Origin of the sequence: Streptomyces sp. NPDC088794, from assembly GCF_044750545.1 — a bacterium.
Taxonomy (GTDB): domain Bacteria; phylum Actinomycetota; class Actinomycetes; order Streptomycetales; family Streptomycetaceae; genus Streptomyces.
On record NZ_JBIVKB010000003.1, the window covers coordinates 189,230 to 204,534 of the forward strand.

12 protein-coding genes are annotated in these 15,305 nt (G+C 68.6%); 6 read left to right on the plus strand and 6 right to left on the minus strand.

Annotated features, from left to right (window positions below):
- Nucleotides 1–63 precede the first annotated feature (63 nt).
- Genes ACIP6U_RS09870 through ACIP6U_RS09880 form a run of 3 tightly spaced genes read right to left on the minus strand, consistent with a single transcriptional unit; the run spans nucleotide 64 to nucleotide 3,168 of the window.
- On the minus strand, nucleotides 64–960 hold the full coding sequence (locus tag ACIP6U_RS09870) for a carbohydrate ABC transporter permease (RefSeq protein ID WP_401714647.1): 897 nt from the start codon (nucleotides 958–960) through the stop codon (nucleotides 64–66).
- 1 nt (nucleotide 961) lies between these two features.
- Nucleotides 962–1,864, minus strand: a complete 903-nt coding sequence (locus tag ACIP6U_RS09875) for a carbohydrate ABC transporter permease (RefSeq protein WP_401714649.1) — start codon at nucleotides 1,862–1,864, stop codon at nucleotides 962–964.
- Nucleotides 1,861–3,168, minus strand: a complete 1,308-nt coding sequence (locus tag ACIP6U_RS09880) for an extracellular solute-binding protein (protein ID WP_401714651.1) — start codon at nucleotides 3,166–3,168, stop codon at nucleotides 1,861–1,863. The genes ACIP6U_RS09875 and ACIP6U_RS09880 overlap by 4 nt, the downstream gene beginning before the upstream one ends.
- A 419-nt stretch (nucleotides 3,169–3,587) precedes the next feature.
- On the opposite strand from ACIP6U_RS09880, the gene ACIP6U_RS09885 reads away from it, so the two are divergent.
- Both ACIP6U_RS09885 and ACIP6U_RS09890 read left to right on the plus strand, forming a co-directional pair.
- A complete protein-coding gene (locus ACIP6U_RS09885) occupies nucleotides 3,588–4,595 on the plus strand; it encodes a LacI family DNA-binding transcriptional regulator (protein ID WP_401714653.1) in 1,008 nt (335 codons plus the stop codon).
- Between the two features lie 557 nt (nucleotides 4,596–5,152).
- Nucleotides 5,153–5,908 (plus strand): S1 family peptidase, encoded by a 756-nt coding sequence (locus ACIP6U_RS09890; protein ID WP_401714655.1) that lies wholly within the window; start codon nucleotides 5,153–5,155, stop codon nucleotides 5,906–5,908.
- A gap of 168 nt (nucleotides 5,909–6,076) precedes the next feature.
- Here ACIP6U_RS09890 and ACIP6U_RS09895 read toward each other — a convergent pair whose 3' ends face one another.
- Complete coding sequence (locus ACIP6U_RS09895; protein ID WP_401714656.1) at nucleotides 6,077–7,648, minus strand: glycoside hydrolase family 32 protein; 1,572 nt, start codon at nucleotides 7,646–7,648, stop codon at nucleotides 6,077–6,079.
- A gap of 173 nt (nucleotides 7,649–7,821) precedes the next feature.
- On the opposite strand from ACIP6U_RS09895, the gene ACIP6U_RS09900 reads away from it, so the two are divergent.
- Both ACIP6U_RS09900 and ACIP6U_RS09905 read left to right on the plus strand, forming a co-directional pair.
- On the plus strand, nucleotides 7,822–9,231 hold the full coding sequence (locus ACIP6U_RS09900; RefSeq protein ID WP_401714658.1) for an extracellular solute-binding protein: 1,410 nt from the start codon (nucleotides 7,822–7,824) through the stop codon (nucleotides 9,229–9,231).
- Between the two features lie 11 nt (nucleotides 9,232–9,242).
- Nucleotides 9,243–10,196, plus strand: coding sequence for a carbohydrate ABC transporter permease (locus ACIP6U_RS09905; protein ID WP_401715516.1), 954 nt, complete (start codon nucleotides 9,243–9,245; stop codon nucleotides 10,194–10,196).
- Nucleotides 10,197–10,226: 30 nt separating this feature from the next.
- On the opposite strand, the gene ACIP6U_RS09910 is transcribed toward ACIP6U_RS09905, so the two are convergent.
- On the minus strand, nucleotides 10,227–11,438 hold the full coding sequence (locus ACIP6U_RS09910) for an RNA-guided endonuclease InsQ/TnpB family protein (RefSeq protein WP_401714660.1): 1,212 nt from the start codon (nucleotides 11,436–11,438) through the stop codon (nucleotides 10,227–10,229).
- A gap of 161 nt (nucleotides 11,439–11,599) precedes the next feature.
- On the opposite strand from ACIP6U_RS09910, the gene ACIP6U_RS09915 reads away from it, so the two are divergent.
- Complete coding sequence (locus tag ACIP6U_RS09915; RefSeq protein WP_401714662.1) at nucleotides 11,600–12,454, plus strand: carbohydrate ABC transporter permease; 855 nt, start codon at nucleotides 11,600–11,602, stop codon at nucleotides 12,452–12,454.
- Entirely contained in the window at nucleotides 12,451–13,845 is a 1,395-nt protein-coding gene (locus tag ACIP6U_RS09920) for a glycoside hydrolase family 32 protein (RefSeq protein WP_401714664.1), read from the plus strand. The genes ACIP6U_RS09915 and ACIP6U_RS09920 overlap by 4 nt, the downstream gene beginning before the upstream one ends.
- A gap of 238 nt (nucleotides 13,846–14,083) precedes the next feature.
- Here ACIP6U_RS09920 and ACIP6U_RS09925 read toward each other — a convergent pair whose 3' ends face one another.
- On the minus strand, nucleotides 14,084–15,148 hold the full coding sequence (locus ACIP6U_RS09925; protein WP_401715518.1) for a LacI family DNA-binding transcriptional regulator: 1,065 nt from the start codon (nucleotides 15,146–15,148) through the stop codon (nucleotides 14,084–14,086).
- Between the last annotated feature and the right edge of the window lie 157 nt (nucleotides 15,149–15,305).

A 15,305-nucleotide genomic window follows, 5' to 3' on the forward strand; every position in this document is an offset into this window, starting at 1 on the left:
CGGGGCAGACCGTGTGCGGGCTCCGGGAGAGGCCCGGATCCGCGGCGCCCGGCCCTCGGTCGGTCAACGGCTGAATCCGGCGGTCAGTCCGCTCAGCAACTGGCGGCGGCCGAACGCGTACAGCACCAGGACGGGCAGGGTGGTGAGGACGACGGCGGCGAGAACGGCGGGGACATTGACCCCGTACTGTCCCTGGAACGTCCACAGCGCCAGCGGCAGGGTCCGGCGGTCCGGGCTCTGGGTCAGGATCAGCGGCAGCAGGAACCCGTTCCAGATGGTCAGCGAGTTGAAGATGGTCACGGTGAGGATGGCCGGCCGGGTCAGCGGTGCCGCCAGCCGCCACAGGGTCGTCCATTCGGTGGCGCCGTCGACCCGCATCGAGTCGAACAGCTCTTTGGGCACGTCGCGGATGAAGTTGGTGAGCACCAGCACCGACAGCGGGATCGCGAAGGCGATCGACGGGAGGATCAGTGCCAGCAGATTGTCGTAGAGGTGCATTTTGATGATGATCAGGTAGACCGGGATCACCGTCGCCTGCAGCGGGATGGCCAGGCCCATCAGAAACAGCCCGTTCATCAGGCGGAGGACCCGCATGCGCCAACCGCGAACGATCGCGTAGGCGGCCATGAAGGAGATCACGACCGCCGGCACCACGGCGCCGGCGGTGACCACGACGCTGTTCAGGAAGTAGCGGAGGAAGTCGTTCTCCATGACGAACCGGTAGTTGTCCAGCGTGGGGTCGCTCGACGGCACCAGCGGGTTGCTCGCGTAGTAGCGGCTCTTGGCCTTGAAGCTGGTGATGAGGGTCCAGTACAGGGGTACGGCGACGACGACGAGCCAGAGCCAGCCGGCCAGGCCGCCGGCCCAGTTGCGGCGGCCGGCCGACCGACGCGGGCGGCGTTGCCGCTCGCGGTGGGTGGTCTTCTGTGGTTGTCGCGACTCGGTCAGGGTGGTGGTCACGTCAGGCCCCTTCGAGCTGGCTCGCGCCGGCGTCCCGGCCGCCGAGCCGGCGCAACAGCAGAGCGAGGGCCAGACCCACCAGGACCAGGATGACCGCGATGGCGCTGGCCGGTCCCATCAGGCTGGCCTGGAACCCGCGCTTGTACATGTCCAGCGCGAGGACCCGGGTGGCGTCGGCCGGGCCGCCCTCGGTGAGGATGAAGATGAGGTCGAAGAAGGTCAGCGACCCGACCACCATCAGCGTGGACGAGGTGATGATGGTGTATTTGAGCTGGGGCAGCGTGATACTGAAGAACTGCCGGATCCGTCCGGCTCCGTCCAACTGCGCCGCTTCGTAGAGGGACTTCGGGATCTGCTGGACACCACCCTGGTAGATCAGGGAGTGGAACGGGACGAACTGCCAGGAGACGACGAAGATGACGACTCCGAACGCGAGCCCGGGCCGCCCGAGCCAGTCCTTGCTCAGCGCCTGGATCTTCAGTCCGGCGCCGAGCCCGAAGTTGGGGTCCAGCAGGGCCTTGTACGCGATCGCGATGGCCGCGGAGCTGAGCATGAGCGGGATGAAGTACACGACGCCCAGCACCGCGCGGTAGCGCTGGCGGCCCGCCATGAACGTGCCGAGCAGAATGCTCAGCGGTGTCTGAACCGCCCAGGAGACGGCCATCACCAGAAACGTCACCCACAGGGCGTGCGGCAGCCCGGGGTCGGTGAGCACCGCACGCCAACTGGTCAGTCCCGACGGGTGGATGGCGCCGATCCCGTCCCACGTGGTGAAGCTCAGCGCGAAGACACCGACGAGCGGAACCACGGCGAAGCCGACGAAGACCACCAGTGCCGGCACCGCCAGCCAGGGCAGGATGCTGCGCGGTTCGCGACGCGGCCGATGGCCGGTGAGTGAGCTCATTTGCCGATGACCGCGTTGAGGTTGCCGGCGAACTGCTTGGGCGAGACGGACAGTTGGAACAACTTGACGATGTTGTCCAGCAGGGTCTCGGCGGCCGTCGGGCTGAGGGCCTGGTCCCAGGACTGCCCGAACACCTTGGCCTTGCTGGCGATGTCGTAGGTGAACTGCAGGAAGTCGGCGCTCTTGGAGGCGGCCAGCAGCTTCTCCGTGCCCATCCGGATCGGGACCGACCCGTTGTCGATCCACGCCTTCACCTCCTCTTCCTGGAGGACGCCTTTGGCGAAGAAGTCCTTGGCGACCTTCTTCTGCTCCGCGCTGGCCTTCGAGGAGATCGACAGGTACTGGGCCGGGTTGCCGACCGTGTCGCTCGGATCGCCCTTGCCGCCTTCCACGGGCGGGAAGGTCATGTAGCCCAGCGAGCCGCTGGAGACGAAGTCCCCGCCGTCCGCCTGCTGGATGCCGTACGACCAGGCCCCGTGCAGCATCATCGCGGCCCTGCCGGTGTACAGCAGCGCCTGGTCGGCGTTGGAATCGGCGGTGATCGAGGAGAAGCCCTTGACGAACCCGCGGGCCCTGACGAGCTCCTGCACCTTGGTCAGCGCGGTGATGGCGTCCGGGTTGGACCAGGCGTTCTTCTCGCCCTCGATGATGGCCTGGAACACCTCGGAACCGCCGATGCGGTCGAACAGGAACTCAAGCCACATCATGTTCGTCCACCGGGACTGGCCCCCGAGGGAGAACGGCGCTATGCCCTTCGCGTTGAACCTGGGCACCAGCGCCATGATGTCGTCCCAGGACTTGGGCGGTTCCACGCCGACCTGGTCGAAGACCTTCTTGTTGTAGTAGAGGATGATCGGCTGCACGGTCTCGACCGGCATCGCGTAGATCTTTCCGTCCACGGTCGCCGCGCCGAACGAGGACGGGAACAGCCCCTTCTTGACCTCGGGGTGCTCGTCGAACCACGAGGTGAGGTCCTCGACCTGGTCCGCCTCCGCGTAGGTGCGCAGCGTCCCGCCGCCCCAGCCCCAGATGATGGTGGGCGCCGTTCCGGCACCGATGGAGGTCTTGATCTTCGTCTTGTACGCGTCGTTCTGGAAGGTGGTGTCCTTGATCTGCTCCTTGGGGTGGGCCTTGTTGAACGCGTCCACCGCGCCGGCCCTGACGCCTTCCTGCGGCTGACCGTTCAGGTACCAGTACGTGGCCCCGCCGCTCTTGCCGGGACCGGACGAGCCGCAGGCCGCCAGCGCCGCGGAGGCCGGCACGCCGACGGCCAGGCCTAGGAGGGTACGTCGGGAGAGCGCCATGTCTTTTCTCCGCACTCGAGAGCCACAGGCTTCTCGTGAGTCATGGTGAAAGGTTTTCGAAAGAACCTTCTTGTTGCTCTGTCCGTGCAAGCTAGGTTTCGGCCTGAAGCCCTGTCAAGACATGTGCAGCGACGCATTGTCGGCCCGCATTCACCCCCGTACCATCGAGCAGGAGCCGCCTCCGAGAGACCTCGGCAGGGATCGAAACTATTTCGAAATCGTCTGATGAAGAGCAGGAGGCAATGCGATCGCTCCGTCTGCCTCACTGTCGGTGCAGGTCGTGCGGTGATCGAGGAGCCCGTCAGCACCTCCCCGGACGATCTCGGTGCCGGGCTACCGTACGGTTGACCGGTTCCACCCGCGTTGCCGGTCCGACCGGCGGCTCACCACACTGGTGGACGTACAGCTGGGAGAAACCGATGCGACCGAACGCCAGGCGCACCACCTTGGCGGACATCGCCCAAGCGGCCGGGGTTTCCGTCGCGACCGTGTCCAAAGTGGTCAACGGCCGCGGTGACGTGGCACCGCAGACCCGCACGCGGGTACAGGAGCTGCTGCATCAGCACGACTACCTCGCGCCGGTGTTCCGTCACACCGAGGCCGTCGAAATCCCGACCATCGAGGTGCAGTTCCAGGGCGGCCTCAAGTCGTACGTGGCCGAGACCCTGGAAGGCATCATCGACTCCGCCGCCGAACTGGGGGCCTCGGTGGTGATCAGCAAGGCGTCCCGTGCCCCGCACTGGGCCCGCGATCTGGTCTCGGCCGGGCGGCGCGCCGTCATCGCGGTCACCAGCGTGTACACCGCGACGCACCTGAACGAACTGGCCCGGGCCGGGCTGCCGTTGGTGGTACTGGACCCCCTGCACCTGCCGGACAGCCGGGTCAACAGCGTCGGGGCGACCAACTTCGCCGGCGGCCTGGCCGCGACCCGGCATCTGCTCTCACTGGGCCACCGCCGCATCGCCTATCTCGGCGGACCGGCCATGGCCGTGTGCAACCAGGCACGCGTGCACGGCTACCGCGCCGCCATGGAGGCGGAAGGAATACAGGTGCCCAACACCTACGTCCGGCCGGGAGAATTCACGTACGAGACGGGACTGCTCGGCGCCACGGCGCTGCTGGGCCTGGAAGAGTCACCGACTGCGATCTTCGCGGGCAACGACGAGATCGCCCTCGGTGTCATCGAGACCGCCCGCGCCCGAGGCCTGCGCATCCCCGGCGACCTGAGCGTGGTCGGCTTCGACGACACAAGCCTCGCCCAGATGGCCTCACCACCGCTGACCACCGTGCGCCAGCCGCTACGGGAGATGGGCGGTGCCGCCCTTCGCACCGCGCTCCGACTGGTCAACGGCGAAAAGATCGAGTCCCACCACATCGAACTCGCCACCGAACTCGTGGTTCGGGCCTCGACGGCGCCGCCCCGCTGACGGACTTCGGGGCGTGGGCAACCAAAGTGAGAGGCCGTCGGGCAGTTGCCCCGTAATCGACCTCCCATGCTGTGAACCGGGCTTTTCAGCTGTGGCTGAAGGGAGTTTCCACGTGTGCGGATCAATGGCAGCGTGTGCGGCGTCCGCCGAGTTCACTGCGTATCCACGGAGGAAATCCATGTGATCGAAGACGAGAGAGTTGACCACTGCGGCACTGCGCACACTGCCCAGGCCCAGACCCCGCTCGCTCCGTAGTCGGGGACCGTCGGACACGTCTTCACCGGCTCCTGGACCTGGCTGTCCGACTGGGATGCGTCTGCGTCAACGGAAGCCGGGTTCCGGGGGACGACTACGAACTCCGGGTTCGCCACTGGTGACTTCGGCCGAACGGCTCGGTCACCGCGTGAGCCGCGCACGCGTTCCATGAACCGGCCGGTGCCCGCGGCACGTCTTCACCGCCGACCACAGGATGCGACGGCCGACTGGCCGCGCACCACGCATGTCAGGGGGAAACCGTAATGCCGATCCGTTCCGCCGTCAGAACCTCTCGCGCCGCAATGCGTTCCGCGGCCGTCGTCACAGCCGCACTCACCGCGGCCGCGCTCTGGGCCGCCGCCCCTCCCGCCTCCGCGGTGAAGGGCGGCGGTCCGGCCACGACCGACGCCCGACCGTACGCCATGATGATCCAACTCGACGGCAGCCAGTTCTGCGGCGGCACGCTCGTCGCACCCACCAAGGTGCTCACCGCCGGCCACTGTGTGGAGAACGCCGGGGACATCTCCGCACTGCGGGTCATCGGTGGCCGCACCAAGGTGGACAGCACCGGCGGCACCGTGCGCGAGGTGGCGTCCTACGAACTGGACTCGCGCTACACCATGCCGGGTTACGCCTACGACGCCGCCGTCCTCACCCTGGACCGGCCGATGCCCTACCGCACGATCCCGGTGGCGGGCCCCAAGGACGCCAAACTGGTCGCCGACGGCCGGAAGGCCACCGTGCTCGGCTGGGGACGTACCGGCCCCGGCGAGTCCGCGACCCGGCTCAAGCAGGCCACATTGCTCCTCTCCCCCGTCGCCGACTGCCAGCCCTACACGGACCCCGACACGGACCCCGCGGCCATGCTGTGCGGCATGCCGAGGCCGGGAACCACCGACAGCATCTGCCCGGGCGACTCCGGCGGACCACTCGTCAGCGGTGGCAAGGTGGTCGGCATCGTGTCGTCCGGCAACAAGTACTGCGACGAGCAGTTCCCGGTGTCGGTCTTCGTCCGCGCCGACTCGGTCGCCGCGGACCTGGGCCTCCACACATCCTGACCTCGGCCGGGTGTCACGGTTCCGTTGTCCTTGACTCCAGGGACGCTCATGTCGCCGCGCTATGGACGCCCGGCTCGTCTTTCGGGACGAGCCGGGTGAGCCGATAGGTGCGACCCACGCGCCGACCGGGTTCACGCGTACGGTGTGCACGCGCACCCCTGGCCCGCCTCACACCGTGAACTCGCGTATCACCGTGTTGTGGAACACCGCGCTGCCGCCGATCGTGAACAGCGCGAGCCGGGTGTCCAGCAGGTACGGGAACACCTGACTGGTGTGCACGTAGCGGCCGTCGTCGACGAACATCTCCACCGACGTGCGGTCCACCAGGATGCGCAGCTTCACCGTGCGGGCGGACGGGTCGAACGGGGTATGGCTCTCCTGCCACTTGCCGGACGTGTCGGCATTCACTGTGTTACGTCGGTTGAGGAAGGCGTAATCGGCGTAGATCCCGGCGTCGATGTGCCGACCACCGTCGGGTGAGCGCCTCAACTGGAGGCCGGCGCCAGTGAGTTGGGACCAGGTGATCTCGGTCGTCACCTCGTAGGAGACACCGGTGTAGTCGAGCACCTTCGTGCCGTCCACGGTCACGTCGCCCAGGTTCACGGTGCGGGAGACATGCGAATCGAGGCCAGCGACGGGCCGGGAGGCCAGGTAGTAGGTGTTACCGGACGCCTTCTTCAGGGTGATCTCGCGGACGACGGAGTCGGTGCCGTTGAAGCCGTCGCAGTCGATGGTGGGGGTCGTGTTGGCGTAGTCCCAGTTGTTCACCCACCCGATCGCGTACCGGGCGGCCGAGTCCACCGTGCCGCTCGCGTCCCGCTTCTCGAAGGTGACCGCGCCGTACCAGTCCCAGCCGTGGTCGAGCCACTGCGGGTCACTCGTGTCAGCGGTGAACGCGCTGCCGTCGAAGGAACCCGTCCAGTAGGCGTACGTGTTGGGCAGCCCCGAGCCCTTCCCATTCGCGCTCACGCCGAGCACCCACTTCACGGTGCCGTCGCCCGCGGTGATGCGGAACAGGTCGGGGCACTCCAGGACACCGATGCCGCCGTGGACGAAACCGCCCACGTACGACCAGGACTTGAGGTCGTCGGAGTGGTAGAAGCCGACCTTGTCGTTCTCGGCGAGGGCCATCACCCAGCGGCCCCGGTCCTCGTCGCGGATCACCTTGGGGTCGCGGAAGTCGGCGACACCGGGGTTGGGCAGGACGGGGTCGGTCCCGTGATTGGTGAAGGTGAGACCGCCGTCGGTCGAGTAGTACAGGAACTGCTCCTGCTGGTCGGTGCCGCCGCCGGGGGACATGGTGACGATGACGACGACCGCGCCCGCGCCGAATCCGGCCGTGTTGCCCGTGTCGACCACCGCCGAACCCGACCACAGATCGCCGTTGATCGTGGTGTCCTTGGGCACGGCGACCCCGCGGTCGGTGAAGGAGACCAGGTCCGAGGTGGTGGCAAGGCGCCACGCGGTGCCGACGGCACCGGTGAAGTAGTCGGCGTTGTAGAGGTAGTAGTAGCGGTACTCGCCGTCGATCCAGACGGGCCGCTGCGGGTCGTTCTTCCACTGGTCGGGGACCGTGAAGTGGTACGCGGCACGGTAACTCGCCCCGGCCGCAACGGACTTGGCTCTGTTCTCGGCCACGGCCGTTCCGGTCGACAGCAGCGCGGCGGCGGCGCCCGCCACCGATCCCGCGAACAGTGATCTCCTGGAAATCCCTGATGAAATCCCCGAGGTTCCGGGCATGACGCATCGTTCCTCTCGTGCGGCTCCTGCGAACGAGGACTGTAGACCTAACTCGTTAAAGGTCAAGAGGCCCAACCCGTTGAAGGTCAGGCGTTCCCGACCCTTGACAGGCCTGCCACCCGGTTCCCATCATCTGGGCATCACCCCTGAACTAACACGAGTTAGGCCCGTTGATGACCGACTCGCACATCCCCCGCCGCACACTGCTGCGGTACGGCGCGTACGGGGCCGGAGCAGCCGCCCTGGCCGGCACCGCCGCGAGCTGGGACCGGCTCACGGGAGCCGACATCCCCGGCCGTGACGACGGCTCCCTCGTCGTCGCCACCCTCGGCTCCGCCTTCGACCCGGCCACCGTCGACGCCCTCACCAAGGGCTTCCACCGCCTCCACCCCGACATCCCGCTGCGGGTGAACGCGGTGCAGGCCGTCGACTGGTCGGACTTCTTCGCGAAGATCCTCACCCAGATCGCCGCGGGCACCGCCCCCGACCTCGTCTATGTGGCCACCGAGGGCGTGCAGTTGTTCGCCCAGAAACTCGGCGTACCCCTGGACCGCTGGGTACGGCGGGACGCAACGGAACTGCGCGAGTACTTCGCCGACGTCCACCCCTCGCTGGTGGAATCGATGATGTACGAGGGGAACCTCTACCAACTCCCCCTGGAGTTCAACGCCGCCGACATCTACCTCAACAAGCAGGTGCTGAAACGGGCAGGCGCTGGTTTCCCGGCGCCCGACTGGAGCCGCGACGACTTCACCGCGCTGCTACGCGAGATGAAGCGCGCCGGCGACGCCCACTTCACGCCGTACTTCTGGACCAACCGACTGTGGGGCGGCGTAGTCCCCTGGCTCTTCGCGAACGGCACGAACCTGCTGAAGGAGTCGAAGGCCGCCGGCGGCTCCTGGCTGTGGGACGCCTTCTACCCGGCCGCCGACCGGCAGGGGCGCGGCGGAGGCTTCCGCTGGACGACCCCGCAGGCCACCGCCGACCGGGTCGAGGAGGCGTACGACTATCTCGCCTCCCTCGTCCAGGAGGACCTCTGCACCCGACCCGAGGGCGGCAACGGCAGCAACCTGGTCGGCGTGTTCTCCACCGGCCGCGTCGGCGTCACCCCGGCGGGCGGCTTCTGGGCGGGCGGCCTGCACCTGGCCGGTATGCCGGCCGCCGACTACGACGTGCAGTACTTCCCGCGCTGGCGTACCCAGCGCCACCAGTTCGGCGCGGCGGGCTACGCGCTGCTGCGCACCTCAACGAAACAGGAAGCGGCCTGGGAGTTCATCAAGTACGCGGCCCGCAAGGACACCATGACCCGGCTGTTCCAGGGCAACCAGACCACCCCGGCCCGCCGTTCGATGCTGAACGCCGCACGCTACGCCGAGAGCGGCCCGGCCCACTGGCAGGTCTTCTACGACACCCTCGACCGATTCCCCGACACGGGCCCGATCCCCGCGCCGCCGCAGGTCGCCGAGGTGACCGACGTCCTGCTCAAGTACACCGGCACCGCGCTCGCCTCGCCCCGTGCGGTGGGTCCCGCGCTGCGCCGGATGCAGGGTGCCCTGGAGCAGGCCATGGAGCGTGAGATATGACAAACACTCAGATCCCCAACTCCCAGGTACCTGGCGTACGTTCGCGGCCCACAACGCCATCCGCCGCAACCGCCGTACGGCCGTCCGTTCGCGACCGCGGCACCCGGCTCCTGGCCGCGCTGTTCCTGGCGCCCACGGTCGTCGGCATCGTCGTCTTCACGGTCGTGCCGATCATCGGGTCCGTCGTGCTGAGCCTGTTCCACTGGAACGTGATCGACCCGCCCCGTTTCGCGGGCGGCGCCAACTACCGCACCACCTTCACGGATTCGACCGTCCTGGTCTCCTTCCGCAACACGCTCGTCTTCATGGTCCTCGCGGTCGCGCTGCAACTGCTGATCGCGCTGTCGCTGGCGCTCGCGCTGAACGCGCGGATGCCGGTATGGCTGCGGTCGCTGTTCCGTTCGGCGTTCTTCTTCCCGCTGGTGCTGTCCGCCGCGTCGATCTCGGTGGTGATGAAGTACCTGTTCAACCAGGACTTCGGGGTGGTGAACTGGCTGATCGGCCTGGTCGGCATCGCGCCCGTGCCCTGGCTGACCTCTGAGCACGCGGCGATGGCCACGGTGATCCTGGTCTACGTCTGGCAGCAGTTCGGCTTCTCGTTCCTGCTGTTCGTCGGCGGTCTGAACAACATCCCCAAGGAGATCCACGAGGCCGCCGCCCTCGACGGCGCGACCGGCCTGCGCAAGCACCTCGGCATCACGCTGCCACTGCTGTCGCCGACGCTGCTCGTCGCCTCGGTGGTCGGCATCATCAACGCCCTCCAGGTCTTCGAACAGCCCTACGTCCTCACCGACGGCGGCCCGGGCGACGCCACCCGCACGGTGGTGATGGTGATCTATGAACGGGCCTTCGAGCAGCTCGACTTCGGCGAGGCATCCGCGGTGGGCGTACTGCTCTTCGTGCTGATCATGGCGGTCACCGCCCTCCAGTTCCGGCTCAGCCGACGTTTCGTCCACTACCAGTGAGCCGGTGAGCCGCTTGACCTCCTCCCCTGCCTAAAGGCGGGGGATTGCAGCGGTCGCCCGCTGGGTTTCCTGCTTCACCGACGAACGCCCCGTCCGGGAGGACTCCCGTTGAGGTCTTACACCGTCTCCACAGGCAGACACCGCCAGCCCGGCGGCCAGGATATTGCGTGCCGCGTTCACGTCACGGTCATGCACCGCGCCGCAGTTGTCGCACGTCCACTCGCGGACGTTGAGCGGCAGCTTCTCGCGGACCGTGCCGCAGTTCCCGCACAGCTTGCTGCTGGGGAAGAAGCGGTCGATTACGACGAGTTCGCGCCCGTACCAGGCGCACTTGTACTCCAGCATCGTGCGCAGTTCCGTCCAGGACGCGTCGGAGATGGCGCGCGCGAGCGTGCCGTTCTTCAGCAGGTTGCGGACGGTGAGGTCCTCGATCACGACCGTTTGGTTCTCACGGACGAGTCGAGTCGACAGCTTGTGGAGGAAGTCGCGGCGCCGGTCGGCGATCCGCGCATGCACACGGGCGACCGTGCGACGAGCTTTCTCCCGGTTCGCCGAGCCCTTCGCCTTCCGCGACCACTCCCGCTGCGCACGGGCCAGCCGGGCGCGATCGCGCCGCTCGTGCTTGGGGTTGGCGACCTTCTCGCCGGTGGACAACGTCACCAAAGAGGTGATCCCGGCATCCAGGCCAACGGCAGCTGTGGTGGCGGTGGCCGGGGCGATGGTGTCCTGGCACAGGAGGGACACGAACCAGCGTCCCGCCGCGTCGCGGGACACGGTCGCCGTGGTCGGCTCCGTCCCCTCGGGCAGCGGACGCGACCAGCGGATGTCCAGGGGGTCGGCCATCTTCGCCAAGGTCAGCCGTCCGTCGCGCCACGTGAATGCGCTACGCGTGTATTCGGCCGACGCCCGCGACTTCTTCCGGGACTTGTAGCGCGGGTACCTCGCACGTTTGGCGAAGAAGTTTCCGAACGCCGTCTGGAGATGGCGCAGCGCCTGCTGAAGCGGGACCGAGGACACCTCCGTCAGGAATGCGAGCTCCTCGGTCTTCTTCCACTCCGTCAGCGCGGCGGACGACTGCACGTAGGAGATGCGGCACTGTTCGCCATACCAGGCCCGCGTGCGTTCCTCCAGCGCCTTGTTGTAGACGAGACGGACGCAGCCGAACACGCGCGACAGCTCAGCCGCCTGCTCGCCGGTGGGGTAAAAGCGGTACTTGAAAGCCCGCTTGACCTGCTGCGTCATGCCTCACACAGTATCAGCCCCTATGTGAGCGGCGAATGTCGACCTGTTGGCGGCGCACGCCGGTCCGCCCTGGCGGCGAACCGACTTCCCCTGCTCTGCTCCGCAGGAGCTTCGTTTCCTCCCCGGCCCAAAGGTCGGGGTATCCACGAAGGACAGACCCGATGAGCCAAGCAACCCCGACCCTGAGCCGCGTACATCATTCACTCGCCCCCTGGGCCCGGATCGCCGCGCTGACCGTGTGCGCCCTGCTGACGCTGGGCCCGGTCATCTGGACCGTCTCCACCTCACTGCGGACTCCGGCCCAGTCCTTCGACCTGCCCCCGCAGATCATCCCGACGCACCCGACAACCGCGGCCTACCGTGGGGTCTTCGATCAGATCGACGTGTGGCTGCTCGCCCTGAACTCCACGCTGGTGACGGCACTGATCGCGGTGGGCCAGATGATCACGGCGGGCCTGGCCGGATACGCCTTCGCGCGCCTGGAGTTCCGTTTCAAGAAGCCGCTCTTCGGCCTGGTCCTGGCGACCATGATGGTGCCGTTGCAGGTCACCATCGTGCCGGTGTTCCTGGTGCTGAAGTCGATGGGCCTCACCGACACACTCCTCGGCCTGATCATCCCGGCCTTCCCGACCGCCTTCGGCACGTTCCTGATGCGCCAGTACTTCCTCGGTATGCCGAAGGACCTGGGCGAGGCGGCCATGCTGGACGGCGCGGGGCCTTGGCGGATCTTCCGCTCGGTGTACGCGCCGCTGGCCGCGCCCGGCCTGGCGATCGTCGGCGTGCTGGCCTTCAACTACCACTGGAACGAGTTCTTCCGCCCGCTGATCCTGGAGACCTCCGGCCAGAACTACACGCTTCCGCTGGGCCTGGTCTCCCTCCAGGGCAACCTCGGCACCGGCTCGATCTCCGTCGTCCTCGCCGGTGTCGTCCTCTCCATGCTCCCCGCCCTCGCCGTGTTCGTCGTCGGCCAGCGCCCTCTGCGTGAGGGCATCACCTCGGCAGGAGTCAACCGTTGAGCCATGACCCCAACGCACCGCGTTTCAGGGTCCGTCCGCCCGCCGGCTGGATCAACGACCCCAATGGGCCGTTCCGTTGGCGGGACCGCTACCACCTCTTCTACCAGCACAACCCCGACGCACCGGTGCACGCGAACGTCCACTGGGGTCATGCCTCCAGCACCGACCTCGCGCACTGGGAGCACCACCCGATCGCGCTCACTCCCACGCCCGGCGGCCCCGACGAGGCCGGTTGCTGGTCGGGGTGCGTGACCGACGACGCGGGCACACCGACCGCCGTGTACACGGGAGTTGACCGCACCCACGCCGGACTCGGCACCATCTGCCTCGCGCGGGCCGCGGACCCGGACGACGAGCGGTTGACGAACTGGAAGCCGCTGCCGACGCCGGTGGTGGCAGGCCCGCCGCCGGGACTGGACGTGGTGATGTTCCGCGACCCGTTCGTCTTTCGTCACGCGGACCGGCGCTGGGCCCTCGTCGGGGCCGGGCACGCCGACGGCACGCCGTCGGTCCTGCTCTACGACTGCGACGACCTGACCGACTGGCGGTTCGCCGGAGTACTGCTGGACGGTAACGACCCGGTGGCGGCTGGGGTGTTCGGCGACAAGTCTGTGGGCTGGGAGTGCCCGCACGTCTACCGGACGGCAGGCGGCGACCACGTACTCCTGGTGTCCCTGTGGGACGGGGATCCCTGCTCCACCGGATACCTGACGGGCCGTCTGGAGGTCGATGGCCAGGGTGCGTTGAGGTTTGCAGCGCGCGCCGGTGGCCGGCTCGACCAGGGGCGGGACTTCTACGCTCCCGCCGTGCTCCAGGAGCCGGACCGCGCACTGCTGTGGGGCTGGTCGTGGGAGGCGCGCGCGCAGGAGGAGGCGGATCGGGCCGGATGGGCGGGCGTACTCACGGCACCCCGGGTAGTCGACATCCACCCCGACGGTTCACTGCGCGTGGTTCCGGCCCCGGAACTCGAACTGCTGCGTCCGGCCGAGCCGTTCATCACCGGGCCGCCGGGCCGGGTCCCGCTTCCCTCCACGTACGACCTGACAGTCACCGCGTGTGGACCAACCACGGTAAGCCTCCTCCGGGACGCGGCGGGGCGGGAGTTGACCATCCGGGCGGACCCTGCCTCCGGGACCGTCGCCCTCGACCGCAGCGCCTGGCCCCGCACCGGCAGGGAAGGCTCCGCTCCGATCACCGTGCACGTGTCGAAGGGGCCGGAACTCACGCTCCGGCTGCTCGTCGACGGCTCGCTCCTCGAACTCTTCGTCGCGGACCGGGCCATGGTCACCGAGCGCGTCTACCGGCGCCCCGACGACATCGCCGAGTTGGTCGTCGACGGGGCGGGGGCGCGGGTCATGGGGTGGGCGTCGGAATCAGGGAGGCGCGGTTGACCATGGGGCAGGCAGGCGCGGGACGGGCGCCCAGGTCACCGGACGGGCGGCCGGACCCACGGAGGCGCGGCTGACCAGAGTGCAGGCCACACGCGGACTCCGCGCTCGGGGCACCGGATGGGCGCCGCACCCGCGTGGGTACGACTGACCACGCACGGGCCAGGTGCCCGGGTGGGCGCCGTAGCCAGTGAGACGTGGCTGATCACGGAGCAAGGCATGTGCGGGCCAGGCGCCCAGGTCACCGGATGGGTACCGGACCCACGGAAGCCCGACTGACGACAGGGCACGCCAGCCGCCGGACGGTCGCCGGCGGCGTACGGCCGGCTTCGATGGCGTCCAGGAGCAGTCGGGCCGCCGCCTCGCCCATCGCCCGGTGCGGCAGCGCGACCGAGGTGAGCGGCGGGGTGAGGAACGCGGCCATGTGCTCCTGGTCGTCGTAGCCGACCACGGACAGATCGGCGGGTACGTCGATCCCGAGCCGGGTCGCGGCGTGCAGGACGCCCGCCGCGACCCGGTCGTTGTAGCACAGGACACCAGTGGGGCGACGGCCCGCCTCGACCCCGTCGAACAGGCGCAGCGCCCCCGCGTAGCCCGCGGAGATCTCCCCGCCGCCACGCACGATCCACTCCTTGGGCACGGTGACGCCCTCAGCACGCAGCGCGTCCCGGAAGCCGCGGGTACGTTCCACCGAGGCGATGTCGTCCAGACCGCCGAGCACGGCGAGCCGGCGATGGCCCGCAGCGAGCAGCAGCCGGGCCGCGGTACGGCCACCGGCGCGCTCGGCGGGGACCACGGAGGGCAGGGAGTCGTCCTCGGGGAGGCAGTTGGCCAGCACGGAGTGGGTGCGGTGCAGGCCCTCCGGGACGCGGACCCGGCGCAGTGACATGGCCGCGTAGATGATGCCGTCCACGCGCCGGTCGAGCAGTTCCGCGACGGCCGCGTCCTCCTTGGCCGGGTCACCGCCGGAGTCGACGGTGAGGACGAGATGGTCGCTGTCCCAGGCGGTCTCCATGGCGCCGCGCAACAGTCGGCCGGCGAACGGCGAGGACGCGATCTCGTCGGTGACCAGCCCGATCACGGCCGTACGGCGACGGCGCAGGCCGCGGGCCACCGGGTCGGGGCGGTAGTCCAGTTGGGCCGCTGCCTGCCGGATGCGATCCTGGGTGGCGGGCGAGAGGTTGCCCTCGGCTCGGCCGTTGAACACGAAGGACACCGCGGTGTGCGACACGCCGGCGAGCCGGGCGACGTCCCGTGACGTCGGGCGCCCGGTGCCCGTGCTTCTGCTCTCCTCGGCACCGCCCACGCCGTCCGCCGCCCTCACCCAGCCCGTCCCTGTCGATCACCGTCCACCCTATCCGCGGGGAGCGCCACGGCACATGGGCGATCCTCAGGGCGCCGTGGCGCGACCGGACAGTTCTTCTCGCCGATGCGTGGGCTGGAGGTATCACCCGCCCACTCAC